Origin of the sequence: Cytophaga hutchinsonii ATCC 33406, assembly GCF_000014145.1 — a bacterium.
Lineage (GTDB): Bacteria > Bacteroidota > Bacteroidia > Cytophagales > Cytophagaceae > Cytophaga > Cytophaga hutchinsonii.
The window spans coordinates 3,353,758-3,378,222 of the sequence record NC_008255.1; the positions used below are offsets into that span (position 1 = coordinate 3,353,758).

At 33.0% G+C, this 24,465-nt stretch carries 16 protein-coding genes; 1 reads left to right on the forward strand and 15 read right to left on the reverse strand.

Features of this window, described 5'->3' with window-relative positions:
* Positions 1-93 precede the first annotated feature (93 nt).
* On the forward strand, positions 94-306 hold the full coding sequence (locus tag CHU_RS14240; RefSeq protein WP_011586287.1) for a helix-turn-helix transcriptional regulator: 213 nt from the start codon (positions 94-96) through the stop codon (positions 304-306).
* A gap of 54 nt (positions 307-360) precedes the next feature.
* Here CHU_RS14240 and CHU_RS14245 read toward each other — a convergent pair whose 3' ends face one another.
* From CHU_RS14245 to CHU_RS14320, 15 genes are all read right to left on the reverse strand, one after another.
* Positions 361-3,465, reverse strand: a complete 3,105-nt coding sequence (locus tag CHU_RS14245) for a type I restriction endonuclease subunit R (protein WP_011586288.1) — start codon at positions 3,463-3,465, stop codon at positions 361-363.
* Between the two features lie 4 nt (positions 3,466-3,469).
* Complete coding sequence (locus CHU_RS14250; RefSeq protein WP_011586289.1) at positions 3,470-5,410, reverse strand: DUF262 domain-containing protein; 1,941 nt, start codon at positions 5,408-5,410, stop codon at positions 3,470-3,472.
* Positions 5,400-6,899: a DUF262 domain-containing protein gene (locus CHU_RS14255; protein WP_011586290.1), complete on the reverse strand. Its 1,500-nt coding sequence runs from the start codon at positions 6,897-6,899 to the stop codon at positions 5,400-5,402. Before CHU_RS14255 ends, CHU_RS14250 begins: the two co-directional genes overlap by 11 nt.
* Before the next feature lies 1 nt (position 6,900).
* Positions 6,901-8,199, reverse strand: a complete 1,299-nt coding sequence (locus CHU_RS14260) for a restriction endonuclease subunit S (RefSeq protein WP_011586291.1) — start codon at positions 8,197-8,199, stop codon at positions 6,901-6,903.
* Positions 8,189-9,334, reverse strand: coding sequence for a PDDEXK nuclease domain-containing protein (locus tag CHU_RS14265; protein WP_011586292.1), 1,146 nt, complete (start codon positions 9,332-9,334; stop codon positions 8,189-8,191). Before CHU_RS14265 ends, CHU_RS14260 begins: the two co-directional genes overlap by 11 nt.
* 9 nt (positions 9,335-9,343) lie before the next feature.
* Positions 9,344-11,695: a type I restriction-modification system subunit M gene (locus CHU_RS14270; RefSeq protein ID WP_011586293.1), complete on the reverse strand. Its 2,352-nt coding sequence runs from the start codon at positions 11,693-11,695 to the stop codon at positions 9,344-9,346.
* Between the two features lie 286 nt (positions 11,696-11,981).
* Positions 11,982-12,752 (reverse strand): hypothetical protein, encoded by a 771-nt coding sequence (locus CHU_RS14275; protein WP_011586294.1) that lies wholly within the window; start codon positions 12,750-12,752, stop codon positions 11,982-11,984.
* 1,060 nt (positions 12,753-13,812) lie between these two features.
* Positions 13,813-15,363, reverse strand: a complete 1,551-nt coding sequence (locus CHU_RS14280; RefSeq protein WP_011586295.1) for a hypothetical protein — start codon at positions 15,361-15,363, stop codon at positions 13,813-13,815.
* Positions 15,364-15,634: 271 nt separating this feature from the next.
* On the reverse strand, positions 15,635-16,489 hold the full coding sequence (locus CHU_RS14285; RefSeq protein ID WP_011586296.1) for a hypothetical protein: 855 nt from the start codon (positions 16,487-16,489) through the stop codon (positions 15,635-15,637).
* A gap of 133 nt (positions 16,490-16,622) precedes the next feature.
* Positions 16,623-17,663 (reverse strand): hypothetical protein, encoded by a 1,041-nt coding sequence (locus CHU_RS14290; protein WP_041932421.1) that lies wholly within the window; start codon positions 17,661-17,663, stop codon positions 16,623-16,625.
* 239 nt (positions 17,664-17,902) lie between these two features.
* On the reverse strand, positions 17,903-18,496 hold the full coding sequence (locus tag CHU_RS14295; RefSeq protein WP_011586298.1) for a hypothetical protein: 594 nt from the start codon (positions 18,494-18,496) through the stop codon (positions 17,903-17,905).
* An 83-nt stretch (positions 18,497-18,579) separates the two neighbouring features.
* The gene (locus CHU_RS14300; RefSeq protein ID WP_011586299.1) at positions 18,580-19,650 is read right to left on the reverse strand and encodes an AlbA family DNA-binding domain-containing protein; all 1,071 of its coding nucleotides are present in this window, start codon (positions 19,648-19,650) and stop codon (positions 18,580-18,582) included.
* 2 nt (positions 19,651-19,652) lie between these two features.
* On the reverse strand, positions 19,653-22,223 hold the full coding sequence (locus CHU_RS14305; RefSeq protein WP_202944118.1) for a sacsin N-terminal ATP-binding-like domain-containing protein: 2,571 nt from the start codon (positions 22,221-22,223) through the stop codon (positions 19,653-19,655).
* Between the two features lie 66 nt (positions 22,224-22,289).
* Positions 22,290-23,774, reverse strand: a complete 1,485-nt coding sequence (locus CHU_RS14310; protein ID WP_041932422.1) for a recombinase family protein — start codon at positions 23,772-23,774, stop codon at positions 22,290-22,292.
* 193 nt (positions 23,775-23,967) lie between these two features.
* The gene (locus CHU_RS14320) at positions 23,968-24,372 is read right to left on the reverse strand and encodes a hypothetical protein (RefSeq protein ID WP_011586303.1); all 405 of its coding nucleotides are present in this window, start codon (positions 24,370-24,372) and stop codon (positions 23,968-23,970) included.
* Positions 24,373-24,465 lie beyond the last annotated feature (93 nt).

Consider the following 24,465-nt stretch of genomic DNA (forward strand, 5'->3'; position numbering starts at 1 on the left):
ATACATATCTGTTTATTACTACACTTTTATGCCAATTTAGAGCATTTTGAAAAGGTGTATATTGTCACTATAATTTACTTATAGGCAATTAAAATGACTGAAAGGAAGATTTTTAACAGATTGAAATCTGTACTGGCAGAAAAAGGAAAAACCAATCTTTGGCTGACAGAAACCCTTGATAAAAATAAAACGACGGTTTCTAAATGGTGTACCAATGATGTACAACCTTCTTTAGAAACACTTTTTGATATTGCTGAAGCATTGAATGTGGATGTGCGGGAATTGATTGTGTCGACGAAGAGGTAAAAAGAATAATCTAAATTTCTTCCACTGCGCTGAGTCGTTGAAATTGTTAAATAACTAATTTCTCAATATCCGTTTAATCGTATCCTGCATCGCTATTTTAAAACCTTCGTCTTGAGAATATAAACGATAAAGGTCCATATCTGTTTTGCGCTGCTTACCCATTACGTCATCAATTATTTTTGCGAATGCAATAGCTCGGTTTTGTATGTCTGAATTCTCTGCATATTTCTCATTGTAATCAGAATGGGCTTGCATTCGCTGTGCGATGACAACAAATTTTGCTCGCTGTTGATCAGGCGTAGCATCCCAGCCCTGAAACCAACGTTCGTTAAAGCTTTTAATAATTAAGTCTAGTTCGTCTTCTTCCGAATCGCCGCCATGTGCGCCTCTTGGATTGGGATTTTGTGGATCAACTTCTGTTTCAGCAGCGTCAAGTACGATCGTTGTATTTAATTTCACTCGTTCTAAACCATAGGTTGAAAGATCAACAGAATTCAGCAAGCCATCCAAGACATCACTTGCATTGTCTACAATAATGAGTTTAGGAATTAAAAATTTCAAAAACCAAAACAACTTTTCCCAAGCCTGCACTTCATAGTGCATAATAGAAGCCATTTGTCCATAGATCTTTACAAAGTGTTTTGCTTTAATTTTATAATCGGCCTTCGCCTTATCATCTAATTCTAAGGTTACATTAAAACGTTCTGCTGCAACCTCAACAATGGGACTAAGCTCTTGTGCATTTACCCCCTTAAAATACTTCTCTACAAAATCTTCTACTTCACTCCATTCATATACCCCTGTATCATCCAGATTAGATTTTAATTCATGCAACACATTTATGTCGGTTGCTTTGCTCAACGATGTTGCGGTATAAAATGGATCGAATGCTTTCTTAATATCTTCAGTAGTATTGTAAAAATCGAGTATGAATAAATCTTCTGTTTTCTTGCCGAGCTTATCTGCCGAACGATTCAAACGGGATAAGGCCTGCACGGCAATGACTCCTTGTAGTTTCTTATCAACGTACATAGCAGTAAGCTTAGGCTGGTCATAGCCCGTAAGGTATTTGTTTGCCACAACCAACATGCGGTATTCATCCATATTTACGAAACGTGCAATTTTATCGCTGATATATCCGGGATCACTTGGTTTTGCTGTATCCAGGTGTGCAGGAAAATCATTCAGACTGTCTTCGGTGTATTCAATGCCTTTTATTTTTTTAACGCCTGAAAAAGCAATGGCTATTTTGAATGGATTGCCTTGTTCGTCTAACAGTTTCTTTAAGGCAAAATAATAGTTGATAGCAGACTCAATACTTTGTGTTGCAACCATTGCCTTTGCCTTTCCTTTCAGCCTTTTGGTATTAACCAATTTCGTCATGAAATGGTCAAGCATAATATCTGCTTTGGTTGCAATGGTTTGTTTGTTCTGCTCTACGTAGGTACGTAATTTCTTCTGTGCTTTTACCGTTTCGAATAAGGGATTATCCTCAATGGATTTTTCAATTTCGTAATAGCTTTTGTATGTAGTATAATTGGCAAGCACATCCAGGATAAAACCTTCTTCTATGGCTTGTTTCATGGAATACAAATGAAAAGGTTTATACTTTCCATCTTCCTGTTTTACACCAAAGCGCTCAAGCGTATTGTTTTTAGGCGTAGCCGTAAAAGCCAGATACGATGCATTGCCACGCATCTTACGTGCGCGCATGGCCTCCAGTATTTTATCTTGTGGATCTATTTCTTCGTCTTCAGTAGCATCCCCTGCAGCATTTCCCATGACCTGATTCATGGTGCCTGCCGAAGTGCCACTCTGACTGCTGTGTGCTTCATCTATAATAACAGCAAAACGTTTATCACTTAAATCGGCAATGCCGTCTACAATGAAGGGGAATTTTTGTATGGTGGTAATGATAATTTTTTTACCGCTCTCCAAACTTTCTTTTAACTCTTTAGATGAATAAGCAGGCGCAACAATATTTTTTACTTCCGAAAACTCTTTGATGTTTTCGCGAATCTGTTTGTCTAACAACCTGCGATCGGTTACAACGATTACGGAATCAAACAATGGATTTGAGACACCTTTGCTGCCCGGCAAGTTATCGCTTTCCGGATAGGTTTCGATCAGTTGATAGGCTGCCCAGGTAATGGAATTGGATTTGCCCGAACCTGCAGAGTGTTGTATTAAATACGTTTGTCCTACGCCTTTTTTACTAGCATCGTCTACAAGTTTACGCACCACATCCAATTGATGATAGCGTGGGAAATACAAAGTCTTTTTACTTAGCGGATCGGTTTCTTTGCCATCGAAACGGACAAAATGCTGAATGATATTGGCAATGCTTTTCCGGGTAAATATTTCTTCCCACATATAGGATGTCTTATGACCAAATGGATTTACCGGATTGCCTTTACCAAACAAGGGTTCCCGTTGTCCTAAATTGAATGGAAGAAAGAAGGTATCATTTCCATTTAATCGGGTGGTCATGTATGCTTCATCGGTATCTACGGCAAAGTGTACAATGCAGCGACCGAAGTTGAGCAGCGGTTGATTAATGTCACGTTTGGTCTTATATTGATTTTGCCCGTGTACTTTTGCATTCTGTCCGGTCCAATGGTTTTTTAATTCCATGGTTGCAAAGGGCAAGCCGTTTACAAAAAGTACCATGTCTATTTCTTCTTTGGTATTGATGAGTGAATACCGAAGCTGACGCGTAACACTGAATTGATTGCTTTCAAAATTTGTGCGTACGGTCTCGCTGCTGCTGGCTAAAGGTAATGGATACAATAAGGTAAAGTGTGCATCGTCTATATCCAGACCTTTGCGAAACAAACGCAGAATGCCATACTTCTTTACAGTATAGTTAAGGCGCTCTATAATCTTAAGTTTCCAATCGCTTTGCTTTTGCAGTTTGCTCAACTCTTCTTGTTGGGTAGTTTCCAAAAAATCCCAAAAGCGTTTTTCATCGAGAGCAAACTGTGCATTAAAATCTTCGGGGGAGCCAATATAATAGCCATTACCAGCACGGTACAATTCTCTGCGCTCGTTTGCAATATGCAGAGAAACTTTTTGTTCCTTCAATTGTTCCAGACTTGTACCCGTTAAGCACTTTTCTATGGAAGATTCTAAGGCTTGTTCGTTGGTTTGTGACGGCATATTTTTATTTTTTATAATGCTTACAAATTAATTCAATCATTTCATTTTGATGTTGAATAATTTCTTTTTTTGTCCAAATTTCATTTTGAAAAATATAATAAGACTTCAAAGTATCATATGAAATATTCTTATTATTAAACATGCTTCGTTTTTCATCAACAGATTTATTACTGTACTCTGAGTTTTGTGAAACACTTAATAAAACTAAATTTCCAAATGAATGTAAAATCTCATTTTCATTTTTTGGATTTTTAATTATATTTTCTGGATTCTGAGGATAAATGTGTTCCACTGAATTCCTAGATGTAATTCTATAATTTTCAAATTCACTAGTTTTAGGAAATGACCAGTTTTTCCACAAAATAAACTCCAACTTTTGAAACCAATAGTGTTGAAATTTTGTGCCATAACTTGAAGTTAAATATATTTCATATTCAAAGTCAGTATTAACAGTAGAATCAATCAATGCCAAAGACGCCTCTTTGTCGTTCATTGTTTTACATAAGGATAAGTTATTGTCAATTTTTTCTAAGCGGTCTAAATGTATATCTGAATTTGCATCTAAATCTCCGTGATACTCTAATAAATATCCGAGGTAAGAAGTAAGCCAGAACTGTCTCAAATAATCTCCAGTAAAATATAGTACACTTTGTAACATAAGCATGCTAGACTTGGCATACTTGGTTCTTGAATAATAATTGGTAGAATTTTTATTGATATTGATAAGTTCTAACTGTTCTGTTTTTGTATCTACATCACTTATCCATTTTATTATATACTTATCAAACAAAAATCGAACTTTCCATAGCAAAACAAAAAACCGCTTTATCTCATTTGGATCATTCAGTTCTTCGATTGGCTTAAATATTTCAATGATCCGATTTACATGAAAAGTACCTTCAAAATCTGGTTTACCTTCATTTCGCAAATGCAATCTATATGTATGCAACAGTAATTGTCCGAAGTTGATGACGGAACGGCAAAATACTTCTTCTGATTCTCGTTTTTCGTCTATAACCCCTTTCTTTATTTCTACATAAGGCTCGCAATCTTCTAATGTTAACCCTTCTATAGTAAATATTGAATTTTTAGTTTCTATGGGTATCTCTGAATTAATATCATTAAAAAGAAATTTTGTTTTATCAAATTCATTGAGTCTGCATAAATCTACTGTAGCCCAATCCGTTTGGGGGAAAGAATCTCGAACGTTTCTTTCGAAAAAATTATTCATATTCTCACAAGCTTCCCAAATTTTACTATACAAGACTTTTTCATCAATACATTTCAATAGATTGGCTTTAACAATATCGGTTTGTTCCAATTGCAATCCGGCACTATTAATCGTAGAAAAGAGCTTATTTAAATCAATTGCATGAGGGGTGGTATTTTTTATTAATTGAACCTTGGTATAAATATAGTCTCCAAATTTTTTAAGCTCTTCATGAGTTATGGTTTGAATTATTCCATTAATATTTACTAAAGCTTTGGCTATGTTTTTTAGATAGGGATATTTCGCAATCTCGCTACTCTCAATAATTTTAATATCCTCATCTTTATCTTTCTCCAACAAACTTTTGAAATAATCTTCTACTTCCGTTCTTATTTCAAAATTCATTTTTAAAGACTTATCTGTATTGGTCAAGAAATTCTCAATCTCTGATTTTTTATTTATTCTTGAAAATACAAATGCTATTAACCATAATGTAGTGAAACGTTGTTGACCATCAATTAACTCAGCCTTCATCCCATTTTCTTTGGTAAGAATAGTGCCTATATAATAATCTTCCTCCTTGTTATATTGATATGATTTATAAAAGTCGCCTAATAATTTTTCAATTTGTTCATCACCCCATACATAAGGCCGCTGATAAGTAGGAATAGTAAAACTAAACTTTTGCAAATCAGCAAGATTCACTATTGAAGTATTGAATATCTTATTGCTCATTGTTTTCTTTAATTTTAGTTACAATGGCAGTTAAAAAAGCTTTGTCAAAAGCTTTTGGAGTTTTCTTGAAATCTTCTGTTTTACCAAACTCATTAAAATAATTATTCAATGAACCAATGTGCTTATCTTTTGATTCTTTCACTCCTAAATTGTCAGTATTAAAGGTGTACTTAAATCTTTTTAGATATAAAATGAGTTCATCTACTGTATAAACTTCAATGATATTATCAATAAATTGATTTTCAAAAACGAATTTGAAAATGCTATCCTCTCTAACGTTTCTACTTGAAGAAACCCTTAGCGAATAAATAGAACGATATAACCATAAACTGGCTTCAAATAAGCGGTAAAATCCAAAACGGCTTACATAAGTGATAATGCAAATTTCTAACAACTCTTTTAAGAACAATGTGCCCGAATTGCCATGCATCAACTTTTCGTTAAAATCATAAAAAGCATCGCTTACTCTGTAATCTTTTTTGCTTCTATTGAATAGTACATCGTGTAAGTGCACATAATCATTGATATAATCAAGAGTATTATTACCATCCGACAAAGGTTGCTTTAGTTGCTTATAGTTGCTTTCATGCATTTGAAATGCCCTGCCAGCCTCCATTTTTACAGCACTATAATAAAATGAAATATCTTCCTTGTCGTGTTTTGTATTTTCAGTAAATTCTTCAATTAAGACTTCCTTTATTCCTTTTTCATCTCTGTAAAAAGGGAACCTGCGCCAATTTCTGTTATCCCAAAATCTTATTTTAGTAAGATTTTGAATGATACTTTCTATTTTTTCACTTTCGATGCCTTCCCATTTTCGGGCCTGATAATTTATATTTTTTTCAGAAGAAATGGCTCGTAAATGATGTGCCTTTATTATATCAGAACCACTCAATCGAACACCTCCTGTATTCTGAGTTTCAAAAAAAGTATAGGCTAAATCTTCGGTAGCAGTAACTACCAACGTTACATTAATTTTATCAAAATCAATATAGTTGAGGACTTCTGTATCGGCATAATCAAAAACATCTTTTGCGTGTACACTTTTAAGGTAAGAAAAATTGCGTTTTATATTATTGATGCTGGTAGTAGAAGTATATTGAATCCCACTTTTAATTTCTTTATTGATAATAGAATTGATGAGCAATAATGTTGTTATTCGTTGCTGTCCGTCAATGATTTTAAGTGTGCCTTCATCCTTATGTACTATTATGCTACCTAAATAAAAAAGTGGTTTGTCATTATCCGTATTTTTATAATATTCAATAAAATCATCTAAAAGCCGATTGATCTGTTTTTCTTTCCAGACATATGGTCGTTGATATTCTGGTATACATAACTGACCTTTTATATTAGTATTGGGAATAGCTTTTTGAAAGGTATTTATTAAATCATTAAAGGTACAGCTTACAACTTCAATACCAGTCTTTTGATTAACTGAAAGTGATGTTGTTTTATTTAATAATGTTAATAATAGACCAGTTTCCATACTAACTCACCTTTATTTTACCCGTTACCGCACTATTAACCAAATTCGCCTTGTATTCTTTTAACTTTTCTATTTCATTTTCTTTGAGGGAAATGGCAGTGGCAATTTTGGCTGTGGTGGTTTCTATATATTCCACAATTTGCTGTTGTTCTGAAAGAGGCGGAATAGCAATGTATATAGTTTTCAAGTCATTTATATTAAATCTAAAAACTTTTATTCCAGTTGCATATTTCCTTAGTTCTTTTGAAAACACTCTTGAAGTAAAGTATAAATAATGACTATTTATTTTATCATTATTTGGATTCAACAATATTTGTTCACCTCCGATTAAACCTAAATCATTTCTTTTATAATATGCAGTATGCCCCAATTCTTCAATTGTCTCTGATGTAGCAATAATTATAGTATCACCGTAATTTACTATTTGGCTTGCCTTGTAAAATTCATTATTGACAAAATAATTATATTCTTCATTCACTTCATTTACTTTATATGTTTTCCCATATTGTAATGCAACATACTCTCCATCATTTAGTAAATCATCTTTTCCAAAACTTGAATTCCCTCTAATGAAATTACATAATCCAAGTAATTTCTTCACCTCCCAACCCTCCGGCACCTCGCCAATCCATTCAACACCGCTGTCCTTCATTTTAACCTTTGGATTCAACCCACGGGTAACGGCTTTGTGTATGAGAATTTGTCTGCGTTCTTTAAGTAGTTCTATTTGCTTTTGTTTGATAGATATCGCTTGGTCTATCTTAGCAGTTTTGTCGTCAAGAAAAGTGGCGATACAGGATTGCTCATCAATTTTAGGAATTGGTAGAAGAGAATAAGATAGCTCAGGATAGCTAATATTTTTTCCTTCTCGTATTCCAACAATGCTTGTTTGTAATTCTGAAATAAAAGCTGATGACTTAAACAAATATTTATAATACTGATTGGCAATTTTTCTCTTAGTTTTTAAAACAGTATAAGCTGGGCTAATTATACCATCATGATGGCAATACTCTAAACCACCCTCAAACGACCTTAAGCTTATAGCAAAATCGCCTTTTTGTATAAACTTAAAAGACTCTAATGCGCCAGACGGCATAACCATTCTACTTTCTACCCAACTCCTAGGAACAACACCTTGATTTTGTGTAACGGACAGCAATTCTTCATTCTGTTTATTTTTTTCAGAATAATCTCTGAACAAATGTTTCATCCGAATACATTCCCAATGCTTCGGTATCTCACCCAACCATTCCACACCCGAATCTTTGTATGCAGGATATTTTTGTAGTTTAGTTTTCATCGGTATCGTTTGTTAGATGTTGCAATTCATTTTCCAGTTCTTCAACGGTGGGCAAACTGCTTTTAAGATTTTCGGGGAGTATTTCGGTAAAACTAAATTCACTTATACCTATAGGTTTGTTGATGTCGCGCAAGGCAAACTCTGCTTCAATGTTGTTTTTATCGCGACACAACAAAATACCTATGGTTGGTTTATCGTCGTCTTGCTTCAACAAGGTATCTACAGCAGATAAATAAAAATTCATTTTGCCTGTGTATTCCGGCACAAACTTGGTGTTCTTCAATTCAATCACCACATAACATTTCAGTTTGATGTGGTAAAAAAGCAAATCCAAATAGTAATCGTTCTCTGCTATTTCCAGATGGTATTGCTGGCCTACAAAAGCAAAACCTTTCCCCAACTCCAGCAAAAATTTAGAGATGTGTGTAATCAATTGTTTCTCCAAATCCTTTTCCTTCATGGTACCGGCCATATTCACGAAATCAAAATTGTAGGGATCTTTAAGCGTCTGCTGCGCTAGATCAGACAAAGGCTCTGGCAGCGTCTGTTTAAAATTGGTTATAGCTTTCCCTTGCCTTTCAAACAACTGAGATTTTATCTGCAACGCCAAGGTTTCGCGTCCCCAGGCATTGCTAATCGTTTGCTGAAGATAAAACTGGGCTTCTGTATAACTTTTTGATTTGGTAAAAATCAGTATGTTATGCCCCCAGGGTATTTGTGCAACAAACTGTTGCCCAAATACATTTACCTGTTTTTCAATATGTTGTAATTGGTCAACAGATTGTTGACTTATTTCTCCAACACCTTGTTGAACATTTGGAGTAACTGGCAATTGGGCAACAGCTTGTTGACCAATTGCATTTTGATAAAATAAGTAGAAACTACGGCAATATTTAAGATTAGTGGTTGAAAGCCCTTTCATTTCTGGAAATTCAACCTGCAAATCATGAGAAACCTGCTCAATAAATTTTGTTCCCCAGGCAGTCTGCTTTTCAGCAATCATTTTGCCCAGATCCCAATAAAATTCAATCAAAGCAGCATTAATCGCCAAAGATGCCTTAACCTGAGACGAACGGATTTTTGATTTCAGTTCAACAATCCAGTTTTTGTACGCTATGTCCGTAATGTGACTCATAATAAAAAATTACAATCCTAAAATTTCTGCAATCAGTCCATCGCTTTCCTTTTCCAAGGCCAGGATGTCTGCCGTAACATCTTCAATGCTTCGTAAGGGTTTATGCTTATAGAAATATTTATTAAAACTTATTTCATATCCGATTTTGGTAGCATCTAAATTGATCCAGGCTTCGCCTACATGTGGTTTTACTTCACGCAAAAAGTAGGTATAAATAGCCTCTTTCAGCGGTACATTTTCGGTATCACGCAAATTACTTTCTGTTTCGTATTCCAGGTATTCGCCTTTTTTCTCCGTTGCAAAGTAACCGTAATCACCCAATTCTTTTTCTTTGCAACCCAAATAGGCAAGCAGTTCTTTTAGTTTATCGCCTGCTAATTTCGTTGTTCCTTTTACCACCTTTTCAGCATCTGCATCATACCAGCTAACTGCATTCAGAATCGCATTTTTTTCAGAAGAAGAAAGCTTTAGTTTTTTTGCGGCTAATGCTTCGTCTACCCTTTCTTTAAAAAGATTAAAATCATTGAACTCTTTCGATCCTATTTTTTTCATTAGATCCATAGCAAGTGTTACCAGGTCCAACTGTTTTTGCCAGGTAGCTTGAGTTACAAGTGTCTTAGTTTGCTTGGCATTTAAGTTTAACTCATTTTTTTCGCACCACTCAATAATTGCCTTTTCATGTTTGGCAATTTCGGTATATACTTTTTCCCTATACGTTTCGTAGGCCCAGGCCATCGGTTCGCGCAGGGTTTTATCAAAACGAAGTTCTTCAATACGTTCAGCTGTGAATTGTGCTTTCAAACGTTTTGGTCGTTCAATGGTAACTTTGTAATATCCAAAATCTGTGTTATCAAAAACTTTTGAAGAAATCCCTTGTTCATCATCAACCTTTCGGTCAACAGCCTGCATCTTCTCGTAGACAGATACGATCTCGCGTATGTGCTCGGGAGCAAACTCACAGTTTTTATTTCCTAAGTTTTTACGCAGTTTACGGAACATAAAACCGGCATCAATCAACTGCACCTTGCCTTTTCTTTTGTTCGATTTGTTGTTGCTTAAAATCCAGATATAGGTAGTGATACCCGTATTGTAAAACAAGTTATTCGGCATTTGCACAATGGCTTCCAACCAATCGTTTTCAATAATATACCTGCGGATATTGCTTTCGCCTCCACCGGCATCACCTGTAAACAAACTACTACCATTATGCACCGATGCAATGCGCGAGCCCAATTTACTTTGAGAAAGCGGTTTCATTTTATTCACCATTTCCATCAGGAAAAGTAATTGCCCATCTGAAGAGCGTGGTGTGGCATCTGCTTCTTCTTCAATTCCCCAATAGTTTTGAAGCTTGATTTTAAAACGAGGATCAATAATATCTTTCCCATCTTTTATAAACTTTTGCTCACTCGCCCAGGACTTACCATAGGGCGGATTGGAAAGCATAAAATCAAACGTAGTACCAGCAAATTCATTGGTTGAAAGCGTAGAACCTACACGAATGTTTTCAGGGTTATTCCCCTTAATCATCATATCTGATTTGCAAATGGCATAGGTTTCATCATTGATTTCCTTGCCGTACAAATACACATCTCCTTTAGCTTTTATTTCACCATCTTCATCCTTGATAAAATTCTGTGATTCTGTAAGCATACCACCGCTTCCACAGGCAGGATCGTAAATGGTCATTACCGGAGGAAGTTTGTCTTTGATGGGTTCAAAAATAATATGCGTCATCAAATCAATTACTTCGCGCGGTGTAAAGTGCTCCCCAGCTTCTTCGTTATTGTCTTCATTGAATTTACGGATCAGTTCTTCAAACACATAACCCATCCCAAGATTGCTTAAGGGCGGAAGCTTTCTTCCATCAGGATCATTTTTTTCAAAAGGAGTAAGATTGATATACGACGAAGTAAATTTCTCTAATACATTCAACAAAACATCTTTCGATGCCATGTGCTGAACTTGCCTTTTAAGATTAAATTTCTCAATGATCTCTTTTACGTTGCCACTATACCCTTTTAAATAGTCTTCAAAATTAGCCTGAAGAATTTGTTGATTATTGGTTGCCGTATCGTGTAGCCTTTGCAACGTCCATTCGCTCGTATTGTAAAAGACATAACCACTTGCCTGGCGCAATCCATTTTCATCCCACTCTGTAAACTTGGCTTCATCTTTCTGAAAAGCCATCTCTTCCAATACAGCATCTTTGGTTGGTTCAAGGAGTGCGTCTAATCTCCTCAATACCACCATGGGCAAAATCACATCCCGGTACTTCCCTCGTACATATACATCACGCAAACAATCGTCTGCGATAGACCAAATAAAGGATACTAGTTTATTGTGTACTGCCTGATTCATTTTGTATTTTATTACCTAATTATTTTTGTTAGTAAAGTATATTATTCCAATCAATGGTGATTTATGATTACATACAAATGCTTTATCATTAAGCCAATAACTTTATTTGACTACCGACAAAACAACGTTTTCGATTAAACCATAACCTACATTGCATTATAGAAAAATATAACTTCTCAAGTTAATTATTTTTACCCTGGGATACTATATCCCTCCTCATTACAAAAAAAAATCCCTAAAGCTATAGACTTTAGGGATTTAATAGTTTTTCATGATTAATCCTCCCTCACCCCACCTGCACCACCTGCATCGCACACACCTCTTTACCCATCCGCTTTGTGCCCTTGTAAAAAGCAATCCCAACGATACAGAGCAATGCAGTTTGTTCGGCGGAAGAAACAGGTAAGGTTACTGGTAAGGAAAGCTTCACCCGCATAGCAAAATCCGTATAAAAGAAACCGGAATACACCTGCCCGCTAACAAACGCTGCATCGTGTAACGGAACATAGCGCCCTGTAGTAGCATGTACGCCATAGGCAGGCACACGCATAAAGGTATACAGCAGCTGAAAGGAAGTTGCATCTGCCGGTGCAGCGATATCCGTTGCCGGCTTAAAAGCCGTCTGCAGCACCGCTGTATTCCGGTCTTCCGAAATACTGATCGTAAGCGTGTTTTTAAACCGGCTCTCAAACGCGCAATCCGCATTGAATTCAAACCCTTCCAGCCTTTGGCGATGCGCGGCAATGTCCAGCACCCGTATACCTCTTGCACCTTTACCTGCATGGATTATCTTCTTCAACACTCCCGTAAGGTTGCCGATCAGGTTCATGTCGGAATACTCTTTCCAGTATTTCCCGATCCCTCTCCGTATCTGCGCACAGACATGAGAAGCCCCGCCAAACTCCTGGTTGCTGTCACGTATTGCCTGGCACGATTTGGAATGTTTGATCTGCTCTGCACTGGGTCCGCCTTTTTTGCGGACAACAGTTTTGCCGTTGCGTTTGTAAAAACTGAGCCCGCCTAAAGAGCCCTCAAAATCTGAGTTTGTTGTTGCCATAGCTTAAAATAAAATAACAATTAAAGGAATTATTTTTAAAAACAGGATGTAAAACTACAGGTAAAACGGCAAACAAAAAATCAGGTTTAAAAAAGTTATCATTCGTTAATGCCAGTAAAATCAACCTGTACAGCAGCTATACTAGTAAGTGTACAGGTTAATGCGGCACATGTACAGAGACATGTACAGTAAGTGTACATGTACTATAATAAACAATACAAACTGGTAAACAGACCCACGCAGATTTTCTATCAATAATAAAAAATAACAGCTTTTTCTACTGGAAACAAATTCTCTTTTTCCCTTAAATCCTGTAATCCTATTCGCCGCGGCGAACAGACAAAAAAACGCCTCTTCGAGGCTGTGCGTAAATGGTTGGTGGTGATGTTAGCTATACATATTTGACCCCGCCGGGGTCAGCGTTTCATAAGTAATGATTCATATGTTGATTATGAAATTCACCAGTGGATGCAGTAGATAGATTATGCATGGACGGATTCTCAGGCTGAAAGCCTGACATATCTCAACTTGGGGCATCGTCCCAAGCAAATGCCCGGCAGCAGGTAGTCTCCTCCTGATCTCCTCCCTATATATTCCGCCTATGTTCCGCCTATGCTCCGTGTATATTCCGGGTATGTTACGTGTCAGGGATTGTAAAAAGTGGCATCAAGCAAAAAAACAAAATCCCCTGAAGTTAGAACCTTCAGGGGATTTTTAGCCTGTACCCCTCAGCGGGGCTATATCACCCCAATTAATCAGAGAAATACAGGAAATAATGGATTTTATGGACAATTATTCTGACCTATAATACATTCATTATTTGAATCTGTATTTTATCCTTTCTTTGAAAATTATTACCTGTTTACAATAATAATACTTAACAGTATAAATTTTCTATCAGAAAAGTAACCTATTATTAATTGAGCAAACCTATTAAACACATGTTCTAGTGTTAGTAAATTCTTTATTTATAAAGTCTGAATTTGTAATTATATTTCATTATTGATAGGTGGTTTCTTTCCATTAGTTGTGACACTTTCGGGCTTTGCATTAGTACTTTTTAAATTTTAACAAATATGTCTTCATTTATGGATTTTTCAGATATATAATCATAAATTCTCGCATTGTTAAGAATATAGCCAGAATAGCCTGAAGCTTTCAAAAGAAGTACTGCTATCATTCTCTGAAGTCTCATACTAATATGAAATAATTCCTTAAATTCAAATTCGTAATCTTTTTCTAATGACATATAGTCATCTCCGTGTAAAAACTTATTTCTATGCACAAAAATCAAATTTTTCTCTTCCTCTGAAAGTGTGTAACCAAAGTTTACAAATGGTTCAATCAATTTTTTATTATTAGTTCCTTTGTTGAAGTCGTGAAGTTTACTTGAAATTCTTGAGAAATTAGCCTTATAATCTTTTAGTTCTTGTATACTAAAAGTTGATTTTTTATTGTCTTTCTCTACAATATCAATTCCTTTTACAGCCGTGTTTATAACAGCTTTTATTTCTTTAATGATTTTATCGTCTTCAATTAATCTGGGAACAGAAACATCTCCACCTATCAAAACTTTAGTTACGTTTTCTAACGCTACAAATAATGTTGGTACTTTCAATTCAAGTGTCGCTGAATGATTACTCACAAACAATATTACAGCTCTCAAAATACCACCCTTATTACATATTAACTCACAAAGTTTAGATAGTGATTCGTGAGGAAACTCAACCATATATTTTTTTAAATGTGCTTCATCAACGCCTATTAATTTCCCATTTTTATCTTTCTTGTATTTTGTTTTTTGTTTAATACTTACCAAACTGTGAGGTTTTGTTGTGTGAACAGGAAAACCATCTAAAATTCCGCCTCCTAAAATGACAGATAAAATACTCTCAGGTGTTTTAAAGTTATTAGATGTGTATGTTAATATATTAGCTTCTTTTCCGTGATATTCGCCTTTTAAAAATGCATAAGCAAGAAGAATAGAATTGGCAGTTTTTTGAAATTCATCAAGAATTAGCTTGCTTATGCTATCAATTATGATGTAATATTCCTTGTCTTTCGTTTTATGGGCGAAAAAGTGAAACTTATTGTTGTTAATAGTCAACTTTAATAAAGTTCCAAACGTGCCTTTTCCGTCAACTGTGTAATGCCATCCCGTGAAGTCGCCCCTCAAGTTTATTTCATGATTTACAGGTAAAATAATTCGGTAACACCTTTGCTTTTTATAGTAGCTTTTGTTTTTAGTTGAAATAGAGTTAATACTCCCTTCTATGTGTTTTATTGGTAAACCATCGGGGTCGTCAAAATCGAGATAGGATATTTTTGAAGGAATTATGTATTTCCCTTTTGTAAAAAGTTGTCGTTCGTCATTAACTAGTTTTACTTCTGTTTCTCTCTTAACTTCTATTTCTTTGTCAGTTTGAACGCCTTTTCTAATAAGTGTAGTTGTATTGAAAAAATAGCTATCTTTTGCTTTTGAAAAATTAAATTCCCTGTTGTTAAAAGCGTGATTTTTTGTTTTACCAACCTTTACTTTAAACTTTTGTTCTTTACCAATATCCTCTATGAGTTTTAGTGTGTCGGATAGATATTTGTCTGTTTTACTCATTTGGTCAAATAGATTTTAAATATTATAGTATCTTTCTAGTGTGACGTAAAAATTTTAACGCATGAAGAAGAAACGGATTCTGTGTTTCAAAAGATGCCCTTCCAGCACCGAATTAGAGAGTTTCATTTAACCATTTAGCTATCTATTTCTTTAGATACTATTGGCAACTTTTTCTGGCCATCCTTCTTTTTTATTAAAACTTTATATTGTTTCGGTTTGTTAGAAGATAATTTTCAACGTCACCACTTAATTGATAAAACTTTGCAAAATTTTAGTGATAGTTTGGTTCCCAGTTCACACAATAAATATACTGGTGGCCAGGAAATACATCAAACATGAAAAACTTTCTTTTGTCTTTTATAAAAAATTCCTTTTTTGTGTTCAATAGATTTGTCCGAAATTTGGAATAGAATTGTCTCTTAATATTTCTATTAGTAAAACTTATTTTTTCCTCAGCTATTGTTAAATTAAATCGTTCTTTGATTTTTACATCAGAAAATTGTGTATCAAAATACTTTTGATACACATTCTTAAAAGTTTGTTCAGAGTTGATGTATCTATAATCATCTGGTAATGCAGGATTAGAGTCATGTAAAGCTTCTAATGCCTTTTCGAAATCTAAAGAATTTAGTAATTCTTGATAGAAAGCATTGTAACGAATATATAAATCCCATTCAAAAAGTTCTTCAAACGAACCCAAAATCCCCGTAAAAGGTGCTGGCAAACTTGGTCTAATTAATAACATAGAATAATTTCCAAAGCATACTCCCATAGTAATAAACAAGTTCCATTTAGAAGCAGCATTAATTTCAATAAATTTAACGTAAATATCCCCCCAATTAACATCTTCTTGATTAAGACTTAATCCAGTTTTATCCTCCAGCCCATGTATTTCAAAATGAATTATTGGTTTTATACCATCTGTTTCACAATGACTTTTGATATTTTCCAATGCATGAAGCAACTCCTTTTTGTTATCGACATTGAATATGCGAGCATCTTTATCACCATATTTTGTATTGAAATACTGTAAAACATCGTCAAAAAGTTGCTGGCCAGTCAATTCATCACCATTTGCTTTACTAAGGGATTGTATCACATAAATTCTGTTGAAATTGATTGTCATAATTGTTAAAGTTTTATAAAATTACTACTAACTAGAAATACGAATAAAAGATTAGCTATGCTAATCCGAATAAAATTATTCATGTAAAACATGAATAAATAATTAGCATTAAAATATAATTAGTGAGACCATTTCAATAATTATTCAATATGCCATTTTCTATTTCAAGATTCTTAATGAGACTTTCGACTTTTTCATTATCAAAATTATATATTTTAGTACTTCTATCTATAAAAAGATTCATCATCTTTAAATTGTAAATATCAATAAAATTGTTTTCAAAATGTAGATGAGAAAAGTCAGAAGTATAAAGAAACGAAGAGTTAAAATTTTCATTTCCATCTTTAACAATTTCAAGGGTAGTATTTTTAAATATTCTCAATAAATTATTATCATTTGTCATAAAAAAAGAAAATAAATTTTCACCGAACATTTTATATAATCTAAAGCTATTTGAAGCATTCTTAGAATGAAAAATATCCCATGCTGTTCCTTTTATGATTTTCTTGATTTCACTTTGTTTGCAATCAACTGCAATCATTTTTCTTAATTCGGTTTGGCCACCAAAAATGTTTAGTGCCAAATTATATTCCATACCCAAAAGTATTTCTAAGTCATTAACCATCCAATCCACAAAAGTATTGATATTAGATATAGCCTTGTGCTTAGTTAAACCTTTTTTTGCAATACTCCTTATTTTCAATAAGGCACAATAGCTGTTTTTTAATGAATCAATGCCTTCAAGAGTACTTGGAAGTTCGATTTGTTCATTGTTAAAAATATGATAATCACGATTGAAGTCATATTTAAATTTTTTAAAATCATTAACTTTTATTAAATCAAAAAAATCGATGCGATGTTTAAAATCACGAAACTTATTTACATTAAATGTATCATCTTTTAAGCACAACTCTAACAATCCAAAAAAAGGGTTAATCTTAATAGGGTGTTCAGAAATGTATTCTTTTAAAGAAATAATTTTCGATATATCAACATTAGTTGCACGCTTCCCATAATCAACGACCTTTATAATATGTAAACAAACACAACTATCTAAAAAAATAACTGGTTCAATACCTGATTGAATAATAGAGTTTAGCTGTTTTATTTCAGGCAATGCCATTACACCTTTTTCAGAAAAACAATTATATGTGACAATCTTTCTACTCTCCATTAATTACACTTAAATTATAAAATAATATAAATTGAAACCATAAAATCCCCTGAAGTTAGGGCTCTAAGAGATTTTGCTACATCTCATAATTCGTCTAAAAATATAAAATAAGATATAGATTTCATGAACAATTCAGAAGATTCTATCTCGTATCTGAAAAAATACAATCGACTTATTCCATATACGAAACATTCTTTTAAGAAATCTATAAGCACTTACAAATCTTAATTTTGAAAAAATTATATATTTAAATTATCATAAGGATTTTCTCCTAGGCTGTTTTTAGATGGTTCAAATTTTGAAAAGTCTAACGTTGCAAAATCAATTATTTTAAATTCGTTTTCATTATAAATTACACTTGAATCTGAAGTATATATAACAGCCATATCAATAAATGCTTCCTTAATTACATCAAGATTAAACCCTATCTTTTTTTCTAGAATTTTAATAATTTTGTCATCTAATAAGTCTATTTTCTCATTTTCGCCCTCAATGAAATCCATTTTATAACAACACCTTCTTAAATATTGAAAAGAAATATCCTTTCCACAATTATCAAGTACCTTAACTTTTAAAGTCCCATGATACTTTGGAGTAAACTGTTTCAACAAACTAGAAGCTTGAATCGAATTATATGCTTTTATTTCTGTATCGAATACTTTTCTTCTATAAGCGTTTGTTTTTGTTTCGCCAATTTCTTCCTTTCCTGTCCCATTTAAATCGGGATGCTTATAGCTTTTAAAAAGTTTAAAAGCGGTTCTTGAATGTAAATCGATAAAAACATCAGCAAATGCTCCTTGCGCAATTTTAAATTTAGATACGTTTACTATCACATTTATATAATTTTATTTACACTCACATCTATTTATAAACTAGTTGTCCTATAAGAAAGAAATGTATATCTCTGCGTATGTCTTTATGTTCCGATAGCCAAATTAAATTTAATTATTGCTTTAGTATCGATTTGGTGAGTGATGTTAACTAAATAACAAAGCTTATCGCAAATTTCGCTTATTGGCATTTGGTGTTCTGAGTTCAAAGCAAATAATCCTGTAAAATATTGAAGAAATTTTTCATCTACAATTCCATTTCGATGTGAATATAAGTGTCGAATCTGAAGAATTTTTTCAATTTCGTTTTGCTGTCCATTATCTATTGCATTCAATTCACTTATCTGTTTATTATCCTTGATAAAACCCTTTACGCTACCTTTTTGTAGCTTACTCAATTTTTGCTTGGAGCAATATCTAACAAATTCTTGTATGTCTGAACAATTTAAAACTTCTTCTATAGTTACAGTCTGACCAGACTTTAATGTTGAAGGATTAGCTAAAAATATTTCATATAAAAGGTCTGATAAAAAAGTCTCGAAATTATCAACAAACGATGAAAATATTATTCTTGACAATATTTTCCCCTCTTGATTTATAGTTATTTGTGTTGGGTCATTTGGATACAACAAGATTCCTAAGTCATCAACAATTTTAAGTATACTTTGATAATGCTCTAATAACTTTATTTTTGAATTCGTTGCATTAATTTTCAATGCTTCAATATTCAAATTAATTTCTTTAATTCTTGAATAACCATTTATTTTAAATAATATCTCAGGAGCATTAAGTAACTTTGTTGCAGCTCCAATTCGTTTGTAAATTTTATTTTCTAATAAAATCGTGGAGCTTGCTTTTTCAATCTTGATTACATAAAGTTTCTTGCCTTTATATGCTATGTATTGATAATAAACATTCGGTTGAGGTGATAATAAGTCTAATGCTTTATGAGTAATTGCGTTTGAATGAAAATCTTCACTTAGCCCATTTATTTCAAGATTGTCTGAAACACCAAGCACAATATAGCCCCCTTCAGAATTCGCAAATGAGCAGATTAGTTGAGCAATATTTTTTGAAGGAGGTAATACCGCCTGATATTCTAATATTTCACTTTCTGAAGTTCCAATTAGAGGAATTATTTCTCTTTCAATATCCATATTTAAACTGGTATTTTATTAATCCCTGTATTTTTAAGAATTTTTCCCAATGTTAAATGTCTAGGTACTTCAATTCCGTTATCAATCCAAAGTTCAGCATTCGCATAGTCTAAAGTATCTTTTTCAGAGCTATAATAAACAATTACCTTTCCATTATCAGAAGGTCTAATTACTATATGGATTAATAAACCATCCTTTTTAATACCCCCAAGTACAGTATTAGCTAATACTTCTAATTCACTACAGTCATAGTCGGGTAAAGTTTGTAAATGGTCAATAATGTTATCCTTGGCTCTTGAAATAAGTTTTTGAACAGATAGGAACATGTCTACATTAGGAGTGGAAGTATGAGTAAACATTAGGGATAAATTTTTATCCTTTAAGGCTACTTCTAACTCTTCAATTGAAGTCACTCCAAGACCTATTAAATCATCTTCTGTGATTTCAGACTTTATATCAATCACATTTCTTTCCTGAGCCAATAACAACATCCTTTTTAATTCTGAAATATCATTAACATTAAATTGCGTTAGTAAATTTGAGAGTTCTTCTGCTTTTTCGATATTTTTGAGCAATTGAGGATTGGAATCTATTGCCTGAGCTACTTTTGAAAGTTGAGCCAAATCAGTCTTACTTCTCATTACTTTATACAAACTATCTTTATCTTCAATAGTATTCATAAATAATTCTGCTCTTCTTCTATATAATTCTGAAAAATGTTCTTTCCCCACCTCTTTATTATTTTCAAACCATTCCGAAAGAAGACTTATGGCTTTGACAAAATTATCTTCGACAATATTTGAACTTTTAATTTTGTCATTTAACTTTTCAGTAATTCTTAACGCAATATTCTTTTTGGTTTTAGGAACATAATTTCCAAAAAGCACTTTTTTACTTAATAGTTCATCCATCCAATCTTCTCCAAGTAGTTTTAAAATATTTATTAAGGTTGAGTCTTCTATTTCATCAATATATAAATCGGATTTCTTTTTGAATATTCCTTTTTGATTTGGAGTTATAAGATGCTTTTCAAATAAAATTTGATTACTTTCTTCAGCTAGAAGAAAGTCAGAAAAAGAATTTAACCAATTATATGTGTCCTTATTTTCAAGTCTAAGTGTTTCACTTAACTTAGCAATATTTTCTTGCGTTGCAACTGTTGAAGCGAGCACAACATATGTAAGCTTATTCCATTCTTCCCAAGATGATTCAGACCAATAAATTGAATGACTTTTCTTAGGAACTAAGTTAGGGAATAAGTCATAAGTAAATTTCCATATTTCTGTTTGAACTTTTTCAGAATAGGATTTAGCAGGAAACCATATTTTTTTTAGAGGCATCTTCTCCAAATTTTCGTCTTCAAGCTCAATCAATCTAGCTTCTATAAGAGATTCTCTCAAAGGTTTTTGAATACTCTGTTTGTACCAGTATTCATCAAAATATTTTTCATTCGTATATGGAATCCTAGTTTCAACAATGTTAAATAAATCAAAAAAGGGTTTATGTGAAACTTCGTTTAAAAGTATTTTAAATAATTCAATCGCAGACTCAAATATTTCTCTATTTTCTTGAACTTCATCATCGTCAGTTCCTTTTAGCCATACACCATCCCTCTCAGTTTGGGGATTAAAATAAAAACTATTTATTACAACAGGAAAATGAAATTGCTCTGTCCCAATAAGCGGAAAATCGCAAAATATTTTAGGGATATCTTTTAAGCTTTTTATCCTAAAACCCTTTTCATTTTTTTCTATTTCGCACCCTATACAAACATCATTATCCGAAATGACTAATAAATGAATCTCTGACTTTATGCCATTTAAGGTCTGAGAAATGACTTTAACATATTGACTTGATTCTTTTTGATTGTTTTCAAAAGTAATGTTTCTTGATAAAGTATTATCTATTATATCGACTTGTTGGACTTTTGGAATAAATGACAAAACAAAAGGTATTAGTTTGATAAATTCTTCTACACCAACTCTTGCTATTCGCTTTTGTTCGATAGAATTAAGTTTATATAAAAAAGAAGTATTGAAATCATTAGCATTGTAATGCCCATTTATTAGTTTAGTTGAATTGTGAAATTCAGTCCATGCATTTTCAATTTTAGGAATTAATTGAGTTGTAGTTTTCCCTTCACGGTCTAAAGGAAATTCAAAACTATAAAAGTCTTTATTTTTAGTTTCTAAAACGCCTTTAACTTGAATGATTCGTGATAAAAGATGAGTTGTTAGAAAACCTGTACCAAATCGTCCTGTTTTTTTTGATTGTTTGCCCTGTTCAATTTCTTTCGAAGTTATTTGATTTATTACTCCTCTAACATCTTGTTCTGTAAAATGAACTCCATTGTGTCTAAATTCTACGTTATCCTCATCAAGCTCAATTTGAATAGAAACTTTTCTATGTTCTAAATCTGCGATACTGTCTTTAGCATTTTGTAAAAGTTCCCATGCCCAACGACCTTGATTATTTTCAACAGTTTTGTCCAAATCATGCAGTCTCTTAATTATTTTTTCAGCAATTGAACGGTTTCCGTCTTCTTTTCTTCCATCTTCTATTGATTGAATCATAGTCATTAGTAGCACTTTTTAATTATCTATTGAATTAAATATACATAATAATATAATTTATCATTATTAATAATTACCTGTAATAATAGCCTTCCTATGGACTAATTCAACCAAATTACTTCTGAATGCAGGATTTAAAGAAATATTGGACAACCCAATTTTATGGTTATTATTTACGATTGATGGTTTTTCTTTAAATATCGTGTTAAAAATTTGCTGTTTGTCCATATACTCAGCTACGTCCCAAAGTTTTTCAAAGTTGTTTAAATCTATTAAACAATCTTCAATGAACGTCTTTTTTTCAGGTAGTTCGGCAGTGACAAAAACTAATTGTTTTTGCATGTCTTCCAACGACTGTGTATATTTTGCACTGAGTATTTCAAATTTATTTTCGTTTATTTTTTCAGCAAACTTGGCATCGAATAAATTAGTAAGTTGAGTCTCTTTGATACTTATTTCTCTTGCCAATTTATTTTTCTTCACAGTCATCTCTTGAAAAGTATTTTCAAATACAGCATCTAAAATTTCTTTAAATTCATCTTTAAAGACCTGATTAAACTCTACTACCGATAATAAATTAAGAAAAGCATTATTTGCCTTTTGAGCAGACGCAGTAAATGAGCACTTGTTGCATTTGTAATAAGCAGGTTGATTTTTTTTAGTTTTTTTTATATCACCAGTTAGTCTTCCATGTCCATTGGGACATTGAAGCAATGTTTTCAAAGGGAAAATATCTATAGTATCAGTTTCTTTTAACCTGGGCTTTGATTTAAATTCAAAAATACCTTGAAGCTTGTAAAAATCTTTTTCTGAAACAATAGGTTGATGTATGCCCTTTATAGGCTTATTATCATTTGTCTTCGATACAATTAGCCCTGCGTAAATAGGATTACGAAAAATTTCACCCCAACGATTTACGGGTTTAATTATTCCATATCGGCTCATAACTTTCATTATATGCATCATTGAATACCCATCCAAGAGCATCTTAAAAGCTTTTCGAAGTAATTCGCCATCTTCATTTATGACAAGGTTCTTATCGCTATCTTTATTATAGCCAATAGGTGGAGTTGCAAAAGGATACTTCCCCATTAATATTCGGTTCCTAACTCCATCTCTGGCTCTCGAAGAACGTAATCTATTTTCAAATTGTGAACTACTCAATTTAAAATTCATAAAATGAATCCCCATATCATCATTCGAACTAATTTGTTCTTGCACTGAGTAAAGAATAATATTTTTCTTATTCAGTTTCTCAATATCAGGAGCAGCTGATGCAAGATGACGTGAGAATCTGTCCATAGAATAAACAATGATTGCTTGAATGTTGTTACGTTTATCCATAGCATACCTAAGCATTTCATTGTATATTTTTCTATTTCCGTCTTTAGCACTTTCAGAAACACCTCCCATATATTTAATATCATTGAAGCCAATTCTAAAAGCAAAGTCTTCGCAAGATTTCGTCTGGGTTTCGATTGAATAATTTGTCAAGAGTTGTTCCATGCTACTAACTCTTGTGTAAATGATACATTTCTTATTTTTCTGCATGCTGTTGTTTAAGTTTATATGTTATAAGAAGTTGCGCTAATACTTTTAGCGTTTGTTTATCTGAATCCGATAAGAATAAATTATTGTTGTGCTTTCTGATTATGTCTGATGAAGCTGATGCGTGGTCAACTATTCTGAACATCAACATTAGTATTGATTTCTGGGTTATTTCCATTTTATTTATTTGTTTAAATCAGTTCTTATTCAATATTTTTTTAATCTTTTCCTCTCGAATCATAGAGTGTATATCTCTTTGTATCTCTTCAGCTTTTAACCATATAGATGTGACATAGATTGCTACTCTATTAAACTTTATAGATTTTACAATTCCGAATTTACGTTTATTACCAAATTTACCTTTTCCGACAAACTCCAAGATATCGCCTATTTTAATTTCGGATATGTTTAAATAAAATTGTGAATGAATATTTTCACATCTTTTAAAGTATGTCTTATAATATTGGCTACCATTTGCATTTATGTATTTTGCAAACCAATCACAATATTCCCAATATTTACCGCACTGAGACGTGAATGGATATTTAGTCACAATACCATGTTCGATTTCAATAAATGCTTTATCAAAGTCACTTTTCATAAATAATATATGTTCGGTAAGCCGTCCCCCTTTAAATTTTAAGCAATGATGTATCAGTCAATGGTCTTTGAACCATTGAAATAGTTAAATAAT

Coding starts and splice junctions, on each gene's coding strand:
- CHU_RS14265 (WP_011586292.1), bottom strand. CDS start 9,334: ATGAGTCACATTACGGACATAGCGTACAAAAACTGGATTGTTGAACTG.
- CHU_RS14270 (WP_011586293.1), bottom strand. CDS start 11,695: ATGAATCAGGCAGTACACAATAAACTAGTATCCTTTATTTGGTCTATC.
- CHU_RS14290 (WP_041932421.1), bottom strand. CDS start 17,663: ATGGAGAGTAGAAAGATTGTCACATATAATTGTTTTTCTGAAAAAGGT.
- CHU_RS14300 (WP_011586299.1), bottom strand. CDS start 19,650: ATGGATATTGAAAGAGAAATAATTCCTCTAATTGGAACTTCAGAAAGT.
- CHU_RS14255 (WP_011586290.1), bottom strand. CDS start 6,899: ATGGAAACTGGTCTATTATTAACATTATTAAATAAAACAACATCACTT.
- CHU_RS14260 (WP_011586291.1), bottom strand. CDS start 8,199: ATGAAAACTAAACTACAAAAATATCCTGCATACAAAGATTCGGGTGTG.
- CHU_RS14245 (WP_011586288.1), bottom strand. CDS start 3,465: ATGCCGTCACAAACCAACGAACAAGCCTTAGAATCTTCCATAGAAAAG.
- CHU_RS14305 (WP_202944118.1), bottom strand. CDS start 22,223: ATGATTCAATCAATAGAAGATGGAAGAAAAGAAGACGGAAACCGTTCA.
- CHU_RS14285 (WP_011586296.1), bottom strand. CDS start 16,489: ATGACAATCAATTTCAACAGAATTTATGTGATACAATCCCTTAGTAAA.
- CHU_RS14320 (WP_011586303.1), bottom strand. CDS start 24,372: ATGAAAAGTGACTTTGATAAAGCATTTATTGAAATCGAACATGGTATT.
- CHU_RS14250 (WP_011586289.1), bottom strand. CDS start 5,410: ATGAGCAATAAGATATTCAATACTTCAATAGTGAATCTTGCTGATTTG.
- CHU_RS14310 (WP_041932422.1), bottom strand. CDS start 23,774: ATGCAGAAAAATAAGAAATGTATCATTTACACAAGAGTTAGTAGCATG.
- CHU_RS14275 (WP_011586294.1), bottom strand. CDS start 12,752: ATGGCAACAACAAACTCAGATTTTGAGGGCTCTTTAGGCGGGCTCAGT.
- CHU_RS14280 (WP_011586295.1), bottom strand. CDS start 15,363: ATGAGTAAAACAGACAAATATCTATCCGACACACTAAAACTCATAGAG.
- CHU_RS14240 (WP_011586287.1), top strand. CDS start 94: ATGACTGAAAGGAAGATTTTTAACAGATTGAAATCTGTACTGGCAGAA.